Annotated in this window: 15 protein-coding genes; 3 read left to right on the forward strand and 12 right to left on the reverse strand. The window is 45.8% G+C overall.

Annotated elements, in window-relative coordinates:
* Positions 1 to 182: 182 nt before the first annotated feature.
* From ACE1CD_RS21090 to ACE1CD_RS21125, 8 genes are all read right to left on the reverse strand, one after another.
* Positions 183 to 920, reverse strand: a complete 738-nt coding sequence (locus ACE1CD_RS21090) for an HAD family hydrolase (protein ID WP_374799597.1) — start codon at positions 918 to 920, stop codon at positions 183 to 185.
* 423 nt (positions 921 to 1,343) lie between these two features.
* Positions 1,344 to 2,366 carry a 30S ribosomal protein S1 gene (locus ACE1CD_RS21095; protein WP_190467200.1) on the reverse strand — a complete coding sequence of 341 codons (1,023 nt, stop codon included), beginning with the start codon at positions 2,364 to 2,366 and terminating at the stop codon, positions 1,344 to 1,346.
* Between the two features lie 357 nt (positions 2,367 to 2,723).
* The gene (gene nrdR, locus ACE1CD_RS21100; protein ID WP_374799599.1) at positions 2,724 to 3,278 is read right to left on the reverse strand and encodes a transcriptional regulator NrdR; all 555 of its coding nucleotides are present in this window, start codon (positions 3,276 to 3,278) and stop codon (positions 2,724 to 2,726) included.
* Between the two features lie 183 nt (positions 3,279 to 3,461).
* Complete coding sequence (locus tag ACE1CD_RS21105) at positions 3,462 to 3,560, reverse strand: photosystem II reaction center protein T (RefSeq protein WP_190467207.1); 99 nt, start codon at positions 3,558 to 3,560, stop codon at positions 3,462 to 3,464.
* Between the two features lie 156 nt (positions 3,561 to 3,716).
* Complete coding sequence (gene psbB / locus ACE1CD_RS21110; protein ID WP_374799601.1) at positions 3,717 to 5,249, reverse strand: photosystem II chlorophyll-binding protein CP47; 1,533 nt, start codon at positions 5,247 to 5,249, stop codon at positions 3,717 to 3,719.
* Between the two features lie 419 nt (positions 5,250 to 5,668).
* On the reverse strand, positions 5,669 to 6,004 hold the full coding sequence (locus tag ACE1CD_RS21115) for a hypothetical protein (RefSeq protein ID WP_374799603.1): 336 nt from the start codon (positions 6,002 to 6,004) through the stop codon (positions 5,669 to 5,671).
* A gap of 1,068 nt (positions 6,005 to 7,072) precedes the next feature.
* Positions 7,073 to 7,744 (reverse strand): DUF4926 domain-containing protein, encoded by a 672-nt coding sequence (locus tag ACE1CD_RS21120; protein WP_374799607.1) that lies wholly within the window; start codon positions 7,742 to 7,744, stop codon positions 7,073 to 7,075.
* A complete protein-coding gene (locus ACE1CD_RS21125; RefSeq protein ID WP_374826151.1) occupies positions 7,741 to 8,883 on the reverse strand; it encodes an AAA family ATPase in 1,143 nt (380 codons plus the stop codon). Before ACE1CD_RS21125 ends, ACE1CD_RS21120 begins: the two co-directional genes overlap by 4 nt.
* Before the next feature lie 208 nt (positions 8,884 to 9,091).
* On the opposite strand from ACE1CD_RS21125, the gene mnmG reads away from it, so the two are divergent.
* The 3 genes from mnmG to ACE1CD_RS21140 all read left to right on the forward strand — a co-directional run bounded on the left by mnmG (position 9,092) and on the right by ACE1CD_RS21140 (position 13,391).
* The gene (gene mnmG / locus ACE1CD_RS21130; protein ID WP_374826177.1) at positions 9,092 to 10,990 is read left to right on the forward strand and encodes a tRNA uridine-5-carboxymethylaminomethyl(34) synthesis enzyme MnmG; all 1,899 of its coding nucleotides are present in this window, start codon (positions 9,092 to 9,094) and stop codon (positions 10,988 to 10,990) included.
* 158 nt (positions 10,991 to 11,148) lie between these two features.
* On the forward strand, positions 11,149 to 12,735 hold the full coding sequence (locus ACE1CD_RS21135; RefSeq protein WP_374826152.1) for a hypothetical protein: 1,587 nt from the start codon (positions 11,149 to 11,151) through the stop codon (positions 12,733 to 12,735).
* A 77-nt stretch (positions 12,736 to 12,812) separates the two neighbouring features.
* Positions 12,813 to 13,391, forward strand: a complete 579-nt coding sequence (locus ACE1CD_RS21140; RefSeq protein WP_374826153.1) for a TIGR04376 family protein — start codon at positions 12,813 to 12,815, stop codon at positions 13,389 to 13,391.
* 71 nt (positions 13,392 to 13,462) lie between these two features.
* Here ACE1CD_RS21140 and ACE1CD_RS21145 read toward each other — a convergent pair whose 3' ends face one another.
* The 4 genes from ACE1CD_RS21145 to ACE1CD_RS21160 form a co-directional block, all read right to left on the reverse strand.
* A complete protein-coding gene (locus tag ACE1CD_RS21145) occupies positions 13,463 to 14,029 on the reverse strand; it encodes a hypothetical protein (RefSeq protein ID WP_374826154.1) in 567 nt (188 codons plus the stop codon).
* A gap of 5 nt (positions 14,030 to 14,034) precedes the next feature.
* Positions 14,035 to 14,472 (reverse strand): hypothetical protein, encoded by a 438-nt coding sequence (locus ACE1CD_RS21150; RefSeq protein WP_374826155.1) that lies wholly within the window; start codon positions 14,470 to 14,472, stop codon positions 14,035 to 14,037.
* 79 nt (positions 14,473 to 14,551) lie between these two features.
* Positions 14,552 to 15,412: a hypothetical protein gene (locus ACE1CD_RS21155; protein WP_374826156.1), complete on the reverse strand. Its 861-nt coding sequence runs from the start codon at positions 15,410 to 15,412 to the stop codon at positions 14,552 to 14,554.
* A 3-nt stretch (positions 15,413 to 15,415) separates the two neighbouring features.
* On the reverse strand, positions 15,416 to 15,634 hold the full coding sequence (locus tag ACE1CD_RS21160; protein ID WP_374826157.1) for a hypothetical protein: 219 nt from the start codon (positions 15,632 to 15,634) through the stop codon (positions 15,416 to 15,418).
* Between the last annotated feature and the right edge of the window lie 24 nt (positions 15,635 to 15,658).

Raw genomic sequence — 15,658 nt, forward strand, 5'->3', positions numbered from 1 at the left:
CTGGGAATGGAGAGGGTTATTTACCTACTCAGATGTATTTCTCACTTCTCAGGAGTTATGCAAAATTTTGTTTTTCTAATGAGGCGCTTAGCACCTAGCAAAAGATGGTACGGTGCGTTACACCCAAAGCTAACATACCCTACGGCTCATTCCATTTGCTATCACAAATGTGTAATCTGCAATTATTTAATTATTTGGATTTCGTCTAGTTGGCCGATCGCTATATCTGCTGCTTCTAAATGAGCTGCTTCCGGTTTTCCCCAACAAATGCCTATACAACCGGCTGCACCAGCACGACGCGCCATTTCAATATCACCGACAGAATCCCCAACCATTAGTGTAGTACCCGGTTCTACTGCCAATTTGCGACAAGCTTCCAGAAATAAGGTTGGATCGGGTTTGCTTGGGCCCTCATCTACTCCCATTTCTAACTGGATGTAATCATTTAGCTGATGTCGCTTGACAAATTCTTTCACTCGTGCTGTTCGAGAAGCTGATAGAATCCCTAATTTTAATCCGGCGGCTGATAGAAATTGCAGGACTTCCAAACAGCCGACAAATAGGGGGGAAGGTGGGGTATTTTGGAAAATGCGATCGGCTTCTTCAAAGCAGCGACGTGCTATTGCCAAAGATTCCAACCACCCGCGTCCGGTTTCGGCGATATAAGCAGCAGCGGCAATTTCATTTTCGCGACGACTGCCAACTGCCATCAAGCCGGTGGGATCGAGGATATTGCCATTAATACCAAATGCCATTAACAAAGGATCGCCGATTCCTGGAATTTGGGCATCAATCATGCGAGCTCGTTTTTGTCCGAGGTTTCGCAAATACTCTTCAGAATTTTCTAGCGTACCATCTTTGTCAAAAATTACCGCCTGGATATTTGGGAAAGATACTTCCCGACAGCGAATAGTTACCAAAGTTTTTTACTCCAGTTAGAGCTAGGGGCAGGGGGGCAGGGGAGCAGGGGAGCGGGGGAGCGGGGGAGCAGGGGAGCGGGGGAGCGGGGGAGCAGGGGAGCGGGGGAGCGGGGGAGCAGGGGAGCGGGGGAGCGGGGGAGCGGGGGAGCAGGGGAGCGGGGGAGCGGGGGAGAAAAGAATAGCAGGTAACTTGCGATCGATAATCTTACGGTGGGAAGGGAGTAACCGACTTTCATCGGTTGCGATAATTACTCCCATCCCGTAATAAGATTATGTACTTCTTTCTTTTTTCTTCCTTGGCGTCCTAAAACGCTATCGCGTCTTCGCGGTTCATTAAAATACAAATTCTTCCAGCAGCAAGGGAGTAAGCGCAAATAAAAAAAGAGGGCAGATCCCTCTTTTTGCGATCGAGTCAATCTGCCGCTATTCTTCTGTTGCGGATACGATTTCTTCTTCAGGGATTGTTTCTTCAGCAAGCGGTTCGACTGCTTCGACCGCTGCTTCAGTCACAACTGGGATTTCGAGACGAGCAGGTGCAGCACCTTGCTGTTTGGCTTTCATTTGCTCGCGATACTTAGCAGCCATTTCTTCTGCCATTTCGTAGACGCGATCGCGATTTCTAATCATATCACCAGCTTCTGGTTCCAGCTGCTTGGTGGAAAGTGAAATCCGACCTCTCTCAGCATCTAAGTCAATGATCATCACCTTAATTTCATCATTGACGTTGAAGACGCTATGAGGCGTATCGATATGTTCGTGGGAAATTTCGGAAATGTGCAGCAAACCGCTGACTCCGCCAATATCGATGAAAGCACCGTAAGGTTTGATTCCCCTTACCGAACCGATCACCACTTCTCCGACTTCCAGTCGGTTCATCTTGCGCTCTACCAATGCGCGTCGGTGACTCAGCACCAAACGATTGCGGTCTTCGTCTACTTCCAAGAACTTGAGGGGCAATTCCTCTCCCACCAATTCTTCTTTCGGTTTGCGGGTGCTGATGTGAGAACCTGGAATAAAGCCGCGCAAGCCTTCTATTCTTACTAATGCTCCGCCGCGATTGGTGGCAAAAACGCCCGATCGCACTGTAGCATCTTCTGCTTGCAATTGACGCACTCGTTCCCAAGCCCGCATATACTCAATGCGTCGAATGGAAAGCGTCAGCTGTCCTTCTTCATTTTCATCTGTGAGGATGTAAAATTCACGAGTTTCGTTTGATTGCAATACCTCTTCCGGAGCGTCAACCCGGTTTATTGACATTTCCTGGATGGGTATATATGCCGCTGTTTTAGCACCAATGTCAATCAGAGCGCCTCTCGGCTCTATACTGAATACCGTACCAGCTACAATATCACCGGGATTGAAGTGATAATCATATTTATCGAGTAGAGCGGCGAAGTCGTCGTGAGTGAAGCCTATTTCTGCTGTTGCTGTTTTCTGATTGACCATGCAAATCGTTTCCTGGTAATTATGTTTGTAAAAGTTGCGCCTCCTGTCGATGTATACGCACTTTGGTAATGTGCAGCCTACACCTACAAGCCTCCAAGTCGTATGGGCAGCTGTTGGTCAGCTGCACGATTTAGAGTCCAGATTAAATATTTTAACTTAACTCCATCAATTCGGATGTAGTTTATATTCATGCGATCGCCCGCGACCTTCTAGCTGAGCCGCCGATCGAGAACATCTGCCTGCCATTTCCCCAATTCAGGTTTTCAGACGAGCAACCTTTGTATCTTCATCAACTTTTGATTTGCATATTATGACAATTTTGGCAATGGTATTATGTGAAACACAAAGTTCTAAATGTTACAATGGCGTCGCCAAAGAAACAGAGATTTGCAATTCTTCAGTCTCGGATAAGTGCGTTCGCTCACCCGTAACTGTGGTATTGTCTACCGATGCAGTTGCTCTGCTCGTACTTAACTGATTTAGAGTATCTACAAAATCTTTAATACTTTGGAATTGGCGGTAGACAGAGGCAAAACGTACATAAGCTACCTCGCTCAGAGATTGCAGCCTTTGGAGAACCATCTCTCCGATTTCGCTGCTGGTGACTTCTCGCATCTCTCGCTGCTGGAGTTCCGATTCCACTTCATCAACGAGAGCTTCCAGTTGTATTTGGGCTAAACCTGTTTTCTGACAGGCGCGAACGATACCGCGCAGCAATTTAGAACGATCGAAAGATTCCTTTCGACCATCTCGCTTAATCACGGTAATCGGAACAAATTCAATTTGCTCGTAAGTTGTAAAGCGACGTTTGCAGCGCAAACATTCTCGTCGTCGCCGGATACTTTGTCCTGCTTCTGCGGAACGGGACTCAAGCACGCGGTTATCTGGGAAGTGACAGAAAGGGCAGCGCATAGTCGATCGATTGGTTTATTGTGGGTTAGGTAGGTGCGAATGCGATCGTATAGCGAAAACGCGAAAAAAACGCGAAAGCCAGCTGTTACTTTCGCTCTGGCTAATGCGAGATGAGCAGATCAGTAGCAGCGGCTTTTATTGTCGAAGAGTTGCTTTTACAGCTGGGGAGATGCGATCGGCGAGCTACTTCTTCTCGATCCGAGGAGGTTCGCGGAAGGCGATCGCAAAAAACAGGATGCCCAACGTAATGGCGAAAATCAAAACGTAAGCAATGCTTTCCATATCAAAATTTCCTGACTATTCAGTCACTTATCAGTCTACCAAGGGATTGGGGACTCTGAAAGCCAAAAGTAAAAAGTAAAAGTAAAAAGTAAATATTACTTTTTTGCCTTTTGCCTTTTAACTTTTGACTTTTTCTAGCCCCTATTCTTAGCTGGCTTATACAGCTTCTTGTTTGCGGGTACTCTTATCACCCACTTTCTGGAAGAAGCCCCATTCGACTTGCTCTTCCGAGAGTTCTGGGTCTACACCGGCAAACACATCTCGGAACAGAGTACGAGATCCGTGCCAGATGTGACCGAAGAAGAACAGCAGAGCAAACACGGCATGACCGAAAGTAAACCAACCACGGGTGCTGGTGCGGAATACCCCGTCAGAGTTGAGCGTTTCGCGATCGAACTCAAACGGCTCGCCCAGCTGAGCCTTACGAGCAAATTTCTTCACAGTAGGTGAGTCGCTAAACGTTTGACCGTCGAGTTCGCCACCGTAGAGGCTCACCGTAACGCCTACTTGCTCGAAGCTGTACCTAGATTCAGCGCGACGGAATGGGATATCGGCACGAATTATGCCATCGCTGTCGGTCAAGACAACCGGGAACGTTTCAAAGAAGTTGGGCATACGGCGTACCGTCAGTTCCCGCCCTTCGGCATCTTTGAAAACTGGGTGACCCAACCAAGTTTGGGCAATACCATCGCCTTTGTCCATTGGGCCAACGCGGAACAGACCGCCTTTAGCGGGGCTGTTACCTACGTAGTCGTAGAAAGCCAGCTTTTCAGGAATAGCCGAGTAAGCGTCCGAGAGGGTAGCTCCTTGTGCCAAACTCGCTTGGACGCGCCGCTGGATCTCTTGCTTGAAGTAGCCTTGATCCCACTGATAGCGGGTCGGGCCAAACAGTTCGATCGGTGTAGCAGCGGTACCGTACCACATAGTACCGGCGACGACAAAAGCAGCAAAGAATACAGCTGCAATACTGCTGGAAAGTACGGTTTCGATGTTCCCCATCCGCAGCCCTCTATACAGACGCTCCGGCGGACGGACTGTCAGGTGGAACAAACCGGCGATGATGCCAACAACACCCGCAGCAATGTGGTGAGCCACGATGCCACCTGGGTTGAAGGGGTTAAAGCCTGCTGGCCCCCATTCCGGTGCTACGGGTTGGACGTGGCCGGTTAAACCGTATGGGTCGGAAACCCACATCCCCGGGCCAAAAAGTCCCGACAGGTGAAAAGCACCGAAGCCAAAGCAGAGCAGACCGGATAAGAACAAGTGAATGCCAAACATTTTTGGCAAGTCGAGCGCTGGTTCACCAGTGCGGGGGTCTCTGAAGAGTTCCAAATCCCAGTAAACCCAGTGCCAAACAGCAGCTAGGAACAGCAGACCGGAAAGGACAATGTGAGCGGCGGCAACACCTTCAAAGCTCCAAATGCCAGGATTGCTTGCCGCTTCGCCAGTCAAGCTCCAACCACCCCAGGATTGCGTGACGCCCAAGCGTGCCATGAATGGCATCACGAACATCCCCTGACGCCACATCGGGTTCAGGACTGGATCGCTAGGATCGAAAATAGCTAGTTCGTACAAGGCCATAGAACCAGCCCACCCTGCCACAAGGGCGGTGTGCATTAGGTGTACAGCTATCAATCGACCTGGATCGTTCAGGACGGCTGTGTGTACTCGATACCAGGGTAGTCCCATTGACTACGCTCCTCCTCAGTGAGTGATCTTAGTTGAGCGAACTTTTATAAAGCAGACAATCATTTTTGTGATGGGAATTTTCATAAAGCGTGGATACGCGCCCTAGAGGAAAATTCCTACTCAAATTATTGAAATTTGGATTGACCTACTACCGAAACCAGTTAAAGGGAAAGCATTCAGCACACGCCACTCCCAAGAGCAGCCAGTGGCCGCTATCAGTCCGGGTGCGGATCGCCCCTCTACTGTCTTCGTCTCACAACTGGGCAACGCTCCAGCAGGAGATTTGTTTGTGAGTCGTTGTTAAAGAAGTGTAAACCTTGTCGCTGTCCATTGCAAGCGGGTTACAGTGGCTTCTTCAAAGCAGCCATACGTTTATATAACCGGTTGCGTTTTGCCCGGTTGCAGTTTGTGAGGTAACTTTACAAAACTACAGATTGGATGTCAGTCAGGTAGCACATAGTCTGGCCCGCTGCCAGTCGCTCCAGCACTTGCTCGGCACTGATGAGGCGCTTTAGCACTACTTGACCGATCGTTTTAGCCGCTGGGTCAACTTCGACAGTTTCCAACGGTTTGACTTCCACGGTTAAGATGGCGTCTTCGACCCGATACAGCCATAACTTCTCGTTGTTTTCCACTAAGCAAATATTCATACGCTCAATATTGGGTTGGCGTCGCCAAGCGGTTTCATTCCACACGCCATCGGACGCCCAGACTCTGCCAAATGTCCATCCGTCAGAAAGAAAAAAATATTTCACAGGCTTGTTTTTGCGACTGTGTTTGTCAAATTATGAGGTAAGAAGACCTTTTTGGGCAACAATTTTGCAGCTTCCTTAGTTTTTGTCGTTTGGCTGTTGACACCTAAGCACAGAGGTTTGCAGCATTGTGGATTATAACAGGCGATCGCGCTTTACTGTCCTCTGGTCTAGCGCTACAGTTAGACCTTCGCATCATCAGAGCGGCGAACGGGGATAGAACCGGCCTCGCTCTGAATGGGACAAGTGGAGAGGAGGAATCAAGGAAAGCCAGGTCTTGGATTGGCTGCTATCTCCGTGGCTAGCAGTAGAATCAAATTATAGTTTCATCGATCGACATAATGCGAGAGTTGGGGTTGTACCTAAGAGGTTAGGTATAAATTATTTTAGTCCTTTAGTAAAGTCGTCTGGTATTGGTCTTACTTTCATCCTAATCTTATATGCAAAAATCCCAAGAGCATGGGGAATCATCTCATATTTCACCGCATTTACCTGACGGGGCGACAACTATGGCTGGAAAGTAGACTTAATAAGCTTTTCAGATCTTTGACCGCGTTGATAATAAGACCGCTTATGCGGACTTAATGCCATTAACTGTTTAGTTTGTAAGGTAAACAATTGCAAGGATTCTGTCCAAAACCATCCATACAAACCAATATAGGATCACTATGGCGTTTGAATCTACGTTTAGGTTCTTTCACTCGACAATTCAAAATAAATTGGGATACCTCGTTCCTGGTAAATTAAGCTTACCATCAGCAGATTAATACATCCCCCGAAAAGTGCGATCGCAATTTGGCAATTTTACGGGATTTTCTGATAATAAACAAACAAGGGGAAGCTTTTATACTTCCCCTATCCGCATTTTCACCAAGCAATTTTGTGGTTTTCTATCGTACCCTACAACTGCTATCTCGATCTCTATCGCCCCAGTTTAGGTAATTGACAAGGTGCCCCGAACTGCACGGAGAAGTATGGTATAGTTGAAATACTGTGTGCCTGTCAGACAGTTTTCTAACTACAAATTATCAAAACCTTTATTATCGATATCGGTTATTGAGTATTTTCTAATTAAACAGTAAGGACTTCCGAACGTACAGAAGGTATATCTGTATGAGTAGGTGCGCGTAGCATACTCCCTGGCAAAGTTGCCACTGCAATTGTAGAGCCTAACATATCAAAAAACTCCACACTGTAACCTGTTGCTAGTCCGGGAACATCGTGACGTTCAACTACTGTACCGACATCTCCTGCACGAAGGTTATTAAAGTTATCATACTTACCCATTAACTCTGGGCAATTGACTGACACATCATAAAAACTAGTATAATCTAACAAAGGGCTGGTTTGGGGATTTCTTGAATAAATTTTCCTATTACCTAGAAACCAAGTTTCTATGCAACGATTTTGGATGATTATAACAAGCTGCGTACTTCCCATATCAATATTTTTACTTTGTAATAGCTCGTAAATTTCCTGTTTGCTATCACTAACAGTTCTCTCTTCAGCATCCAAACATACGACAAAGTAATCATACTTTCCTATTGAAAGGATATCTTCAATGGCATTAGTAATATGATCGTAAATCGAAGGATATCCACCACCACTAAATAAATAATAGTTATTTTTAACTACCTCATTGTAATTCTGTACTCGTTGTAATTCTGGTAAAATGTGCGCTAGCCAAGCTGGATAAACCTTTTTCTCGGTACTGTTTCCTTCGACAAGAAAGTATAAATTCATCCAACTTTAATTCCTTCACTGTATTCTTCAAGATTAATCAATTGTAGAAAAGCTTGATGCCTAGATTTTCCAAGGTTAAAATCTTTAGCATCTCTTGCACTTACTACACCACCATGACGAGTTACTATTTTCCAATATTCCATTCCGATTTTATTTATAATATAAGGGTGATGACTGGTAATTATAAACTGTAAATTTCTGTTGTCTAACAGTAATTCCGTTAAAACGTCAATACAGTTTACGCCTAAACTATTTTCAAATTCATCAATTAAAATTACGCTTCCTTCAGCAGATAAATAAAGTTCACTAATGTGCATAAGTGTTCTAAACATTCCCGAAGATATTTGGCTTTGAGATATCCAATTATTAACGCCTATTTCTTTTATATGAATCAAAGGATACTTGGCAATGGCTAACGATAGCCACTCTTCTTCTACTTCCTCTTCAACAGGTTTTATTTGGATGTCTTCCACTTGGGTAAATATATCTATAAACCCATCTTTAATTTTTTTGAATACTTCTGGAACATGATTGTATACTAATGCCAATTTAATTGCAGCAGGAAGGTTACTTTCTTGAATCTTCTCTAAAGAGTCATACTTTTTAGCCAATATAGGATAGTTAATTGCTTGAGCTACATTAACTAAAGTTGAAGGATCGCTATAAATGATCTTATTAAAAGCATATTGAACCGGAGCAACATCTTCCTCGTCGCTGAATATTTGAACAACACTTTGAAACGGCGAGAGTTTAGGAAGAGCTTTGCCTTTAAATTTTATTTCATTTTGTTGGTTCCTTTCTATAATCAAATTATTATTTAAATATAAATTTTCTCTAATAATTCTCAGATCGTCTCTTTCAGATTTTTCATCGCTGATAATTCCAGAAAATAATTTTTTTGTTTCAAGTTTTCCTTCCCATTTATATTCCATATTATTGTTTGTTTGAAAAGTGATATTCCATTCCACGCCGTTCAATGAGACACCTTTAGCTATTTCTTGCAAAGCCACAATTGATTTAAGTATTCGAGTTTTACCAACACCCGATATACCAACTAATAAAGTTAAATTAGAAAATTGAATGGGGTTATACCGCCACTCCAGTTCACGATCGTAATAAGTGATTTCTTTAATTTTCATAGTGTATATCCAATAAAGTAAAATTTTTAACCCGCATTATTAGAGTATGTCAGTAGGCTTAGTCTTTCGTAAGATTACTCTAGATCGTATTGCACAGCTTTGACCGATCGTAAAAATTCAAAACAAGTGCTGAGAGTGAGTGTAAATGCTAAAGTCAGATATGAGTCCTTGTTGCTCAATCGTAACCCACGATCGCGCACCCATACCTATGCAATTCCTAGACGCCTTTGATGTTATCGTTGTCGGTGCAGGTCACTCCGGCTGCGAAGCCGCACTTGCTACCGCACGCCTCGGTTGTCGCACCCTCCTGCTAACGCTTAATCTGGATAAAATTGCTTGGCAACCGTGCAATCCCGCAGTTGGTGGGCCTGCTAAGTCACAATTGACACATGAGGTAGATGCACTTGGCGGCGAAATCGGTAAAATGGCCGATCGCACTTATCTGCAAAAGCGGGTGCTAAATGCCTCCAGAGGGCCGGCAGTTTGGGCGTTACGCGCACAAACTGATAAGCGGGAATATGCAGCGGTGATGAAACGGATTATCGAAAACCAGGAAAATCTGACAGTCCGCGAAGGTATGGTGACAGATTTGGTACTCGGTAAAAATGATGAAATTATCGGTGTCGAAACATACTTCGGCGTGGCGTTTCAGTGCAAAGCCGTAATCCTGACAACTGGAACTTTCCTGGGTGGTAAGATTTGGGTGGGTAACAAATCGATGGCGGCGGGACGTGCGGGGGAATTTGCTGCTGTTGGTTTGACAGAAACATTAAATAGGTTGGGTTTTGAAACGGGACGCTTGAAGACGGGAACTCCGGCGCGAGTTGATAAGCGATCGGTCGATTACAGTAAAATGGAACCGCAACCAGGTGATGCAGAGGTGCGCTGGTTCAGCTTTGACCCGGAAGTTTGGGTGGAACGGGAACAAATGCCGTGTCACATGACCCGCACCACCGCAGAAACTCATCGCTTAATTAGAGAAAATCTGCACTTATCTCCCGTTTATGGTGGTTGGGTGGATGCGAAAGGGCCGCGTTATTGTCCTAGCATTGAAGATAAAATTGTCCGATTTGCCGATAAGGAAAGTCACCAAATTTTTATCGAACCGGAAGGTCGCGATATTCCAGAATTGTATATCCAAGGTTTCTCCACTGGTTTGCCAGAAGCTTTGCAATTGCAGATGTTGCGGAGTCTCCCAGGTTTGTCAAACTGCGCCATGCTGCGTCCGGCTTACGCGGTTGAGTATGATTATTTACCCGCAACTCAGTGTTTTCCCACGCTGATGACTAAGAAAATTGAGGGTTTGTTCTGCGCTGGGCAAATTAACGGTACTACTGGATACGAAGAAGCAGCCGCACAGGGACTCGTTGCTGGGATTAATGCGGCAAAATTTGTACGCAATTGCACACAAATTATTTTCCGTCGCGAGGAGAGTTATATCGGTACGCTGATGGATGACTTGTGTACGAAGGATTTGCGGGAACCTTACCGGATGCTGACATCGCGATCGGAATATCGTTTACTATTGCGATCGGACAACGCCGACCAACGCCTCACACCTCTGGGTCGGGAAATCGGCTTGATTGACGATCGGCGTTGGGAGTTGTTTACTCGCAAGCAAGCGAATATTGCCGCCGAGAAAGAACGGCTTTACGGGACGCGGATTAAAGAGCATGATGAAATTGGGAAGGCGATCGCATCCGATACCCAACAAGCGATCAAAGGTTCGATTACCCTCGCCGACTTATTGCGGCGTCCGGGATTGCACTATATAGATCTGGACAGATACGGATTGGGCAATCCCGACATCAACGCCACAGAGAAAGAAGGTGCAGAAATAGATATCAAGTATTCCGGATATCTGCAACGCCAACAACATCAGATAGACCAAATAGCGCGTCACGAACACCGCAAACTGCCACCAGATTTGGATTACGCTTCCATCGATACACTTTCCAAAGAATCTCGCGAAAAGCTAGCCAAGGTGAAACCGCTTACCATCGGTCAAGCGGCGCGAATTGGTGGAGTCAATCCGGCTGATGTGAACGCCTTGCTGATTTATTTGGAAATGCGATCGCGCCAACTGAGTACGGCAGGTGTTCAATAAATTGGTAATTTATGTAGATGTGACTGAGTAGGGTGGGCAATACCCAACCTACTTATCGCCAAGCTATATATTTTCATAAAAATTTTCGACCAGTCCCAACACTCAAAAGCGACCGTCAGAAGTTATAGTTACCAACAGCAGCAATTAAGCGAGCCTCTATGTCTGAAGATGCGAACACCAAACGAATTGCCCTAAAGCCCTCGGAAGAGCAAACACCCGTCCAGCCTTGGTCAATGGACAAATCTGCCGATCGCTTGATGGACGATGTATTCGCAGATGTTGACCGAATGCTGGAAACAGGCACCGAAATACCCGAAAGAACTGGCGAACCGGAATACGTCTCCTTGCAGCAGATGAGTATTCCCCAAATCGTTATCCCAGCAGAAATGGTGTCGCGTCAGGTGGAAGCATCGGATGACAGCGATGGCGAAGCCCAAAAATCACAAGAGCGAGGCAGATCGCTCAATAAACTGCTATTAGGGGCAGCAATAGCGTCTTTGGCAATCACGCTGCTGTTGTGGTTAGCCGGTCAAGGGAGGTTCAATAGGCTATTAGGAATTAACTCAGCCTCAGTACCGGAAGCGAAAAAATTACCGTCGGAGGCAGATGCCCAGTTTGTCGATTATATGCAGCAATCGCTTGACTTAATCGAACAACAAACAGAAGAAAATCAACAAGTTGCCGCCGTTCCAGCAGCACCGCAAGCACCTGCCAATTCCCTAGTGCCCGTTCCCGTTCCTGGCAATTTACCTCAAAACGCCAGCAGACCCCAAAACGCCCCAGAGCGAATCTACATCCCAGTTTATCCGCGACCCCAGGTAATTTACGCCAATCCGCCAGCCCCACCAGCAATTAGACCTGTTCCCACAGTTACTGTCACCGCTACCGCCGTAGCCAAACCATCTCCTACAGTTACCGTCACCGCTACCGCCGTAGCCAAACCATCTCCTACAGTTACTGCCTCTTCCCGTCCGACTGCTAAAGCATCTCCCAAAGCCCGCGCCACCGTTCGCCCCACCGCGAAAGCTACTCCCACAGTTGCGGCTGTCTTGCGATCGATACCCTTAGCGCGTCCCAAAGCCACCCCAACTTCGCGCCCAACAGCTAATTCATCTCCCACAGTCGCCGCTACTTCCCGTCCTACTCCCACTCCATCTGCGAAAGTTGCCGCCACAGTTCGGCCAACAGCCCAACCATCCCCCACAGTTGCGGCTACTGCGCGATCGACAGCTAAACCATCTCCCACAGTAGCAGCCACAACGATTCGCCCCACCGCTACTCCATCGGCAACAGTAGTAGCTACGACACGCCCAAACCCGACGCCATCTGCGAGAGTCACCGCTACGGCAGTGCCAACAGCGACGCCATCTGCGAGAGTCACCGCTGCGGTAGTGCCAACAGCGACACCATCTGTCACAGTTGCCCCTTCCCCTCCACCCGCACCAGCGCTAGCTTCTCCCATTCCCGCAGCCACATTACCCAATCCAGCGCCGCAGCGAACTTCCAGGCAGGAGACTAGGCAAGCTTCTGCATCAACACCGGCGATCGAACATACTTTAACGGGTTTGTTGGTATTGGGTGAAAAATCTGCCGCGATTTTTGAAATCAATGGTGCTTCCCGTCGAGTTCATCTCGGCGAAAGCATCGGTTCTAGTGGTTGGACTTTGGTCGAAGTCAACAACAATGAAGCTGTCATCCGTCGCAATGGTGAAGTTCGATCGGTTTTTGTCGGACAGCAATTCTGAGGCAGATGCAAAATTTGATTTCTCAATTTGAGTTGATAGCATAGATGGAAATAACCCCTACCTAGTGAGTTCTTGTTGTGGGCGTATTTGAAGATTTCAGCCGATTTTTGGAAAGTCGCTTGGAAGAATTCCTGCGGAACAATCCGCATCTGGAATTACAAGCGCTGGAGGAACAGCTGCGGGAACAAGAGGAGGATGCGCTGCGCCTAATTGCCGACCTGCAAACTCAAGAAAAGAAGTTGCAGGATGAGATTCTTGCCACCGCACAAGAAATTCAACGATGGCACGCCCGCATTGAAAAGGCGAAAGCTGCCAACAGATGGGATTTAGTTCAGCCTGCACAAGAACGCGAAGCCGCTTTGCTGCGCCAAGGCAATCAGCATTGGGGACATATGCAAGGTCTCAAAGAGCGGATTAAACAGGCTCAGGAATTGCTGCGTCGTATCCAACAGCGACGACAGGAAGTTCGTGTTAAAGCGGCACAAGCACAGGCAAACCGTACCAGCCCCAAAGCCGAGCAAAAATCCCAAACTGTCGGTTGGGATCGCGGTTCCAATCAAAAATCCTTTAGTGGTGCAGACCCGTTGGACGAACAATTTAAGCGCTGGGAAGCACAGGATGAGTTAGAGCAAATGAAGCGAAATATGGGGCGTTAAGTTGATATGGGTGCGGGAGTTCTCGCACTTATAGTGAATTCCTATTTTCTAACTGTATTTTTTTGGATCTTCTATGGTAGTTTCTGCTGTAGGGAAAGCCAAGAATGGATTTCTGGATTCAAAATTAACTTGTCACTATCGGCTAACACTGAGATAACGCGCAAGCGATTCTTGATTTGTCTTAACTCTCGAATTTCTTCAATCTGACATTTTTTCCAATTAGCTGCCTTTGTCGCTGCTTCCGAGTAAGACATTTTTAGGCTATCGTTGAACCAACGCAGAATTTGGTCGATATCGAGAACTGGATGACCGGGAACCGCTCCGAATTTTGCGATCGTAGCAGCTCGCAACATCATCGACGAATTCATAAAAGAATCCCTAGCATCAGCATTTTCTGATTCTGCAAGTTGCTCGTATACTTTGATTGCTACTTCTGCCCATTTGATGCTAGGTTTATTTGGATAGTGGGGATCGGCCTCAAGAGCATCAAAACTTGCTGCTTCAGCTAAACCCAACCAGTTAAATCCTTCTGGCGGTGAAGAATGTCCTGATTCTATGCTTTTTAGCCAAGCTAGCACCGAGTCTACATCCTCTTGCAGTAGTTGATTTAGTTGGATTGCAGATTTGGATTGGGTCATAAATTTTAGCGGCCTCCATAATATTTTACTATGGCATTTGTTGGATCGAGCCCTTGTCGTCTAAAAGCTTCTATTCCTATTTCTAGGCTATCTGGAGTTGGTATAAAATGACCGCTGTAATTAGTAATTTCCAGAAGATAATATTCACCATTGCTACCAACAATTTCCGCCTCACCTGCTGCCAAAACTGGCTGACCGAGAGTTAAGGCGGTGTGAGATATTTCTTGGCTACCAACAAATTTTGGTATTACTAATAGTTGGTTTTCTGTCGTCACCGCCCATTTGATGGTTCCTTCGTTAATTGTATCGTCAAATCCTGGTTCTGCCACCTTAAGAGGTTTGATACCTAAGCGATCGGCTAACGTGAGTTCTGCATTTAAGCGCTCGGGTAGTTGATTGGAGAAGAAGGCTGTGGGAAACTTACTTGAAGACTCTGGTGACACTTGGCTTTGACTTTAATTTATGGATGGGTCTGCTGGAGCGTTATGTCTCAACAAAGAGGCAGAAAACTCCCTTACTTTACTAGCTCCAAAAAAGTAAGTATCTCAGATAATTGTAAAAACGCGATCGCTGTTGTTCTAAATCATTTAAATTTACTGACATGGGAGCCATTCTAAACTTAACAGTTGGGTATTTTGATTCTAGTTCCGAGCGCAGCGTTGTTAGCTTATTCTTCTGTTGTTCGTATGTATCTTTGGGGAAATAAAACCTGGCTTCTCCACCCGTGAGCAGGCACTCTAGATTAGCATACTTTTCAGCAGTATCTTTCAAACTAGAAGAATTTTTGTCAACCGTAGTTTTACGCCAAGCTTTAGCATCGCAAACTAAGTTACGAGATTTGACGTAAAAATCTGGTTTTTGCGGATCTTTTAAGAAACGATGTGGGAGTGATGGTTTAACTTCTATTTGCTCTAATTCCTGTTCGCTTATTCGATCCTCACCTTCAGGATCTATCAACGTTTTTAATACTTCTAGTTCGCCTTGATCCCCAAGAGCAGTTGTCATCCAGACATTACTGAGCTTTTTTTGTGCTGCTTTGCGGTCAAAAGAAACTGCATCTGCTTTTACTTCTTTCAAGCTAGTGATGAGATTTCTAGTAATCGAAGAGTCACCAGGAGCAGCAACGGCATTAATAGCCAAGGCTACTTGAACTACTGTTTTAGCATTGCCCCACCGTCTTTGAATATCCTCAAGTCGGCTCGATAAAAATCCAACTTCAGTCAGGGCTTCCTCACATAGTTCAAGCATACTTGAAAATTGTGAATTCAACTCTTCCAGATTACACTCACAGAGGCTATCTGCAAAATAACGAAGTTCTTCCATCATTTCTAGCGGTTTAAGGATGTTACTTCGCCATTGCTCTATATCTTCTTTGAGCGTCATATTTTATCCCCAACGAGAACGAATTCCTTCTAGCATTTCTATAGCGGTAGTTAACTGGCTAGATACATCTTCACAGCCCTCCTTTAAATCCTCAAATTTTCTACTCAGTTCATCTGCTACTGTTTCAGGAATTGTTTTAGATGAATTACTAACTTCTTCCAATGCTTCAACAATTCTATTAATTGCTGTACGGAATTCTTCGATTTCAGACTTCAGACTCATTTAGATATCTCCTAAATATGTAAA

It is taken from the genome of Aerosakkonema sp. BLCC-F183, from assembly GCF_041929145.1.
In the GTDB taxonomy this organism is placed as follows: domain Bacteria; phylum Cyanobacteriota; class Cyanobacteriia; order Cyanobacteriales; family Aerosakkonemataceae; genus Aerosakkonema.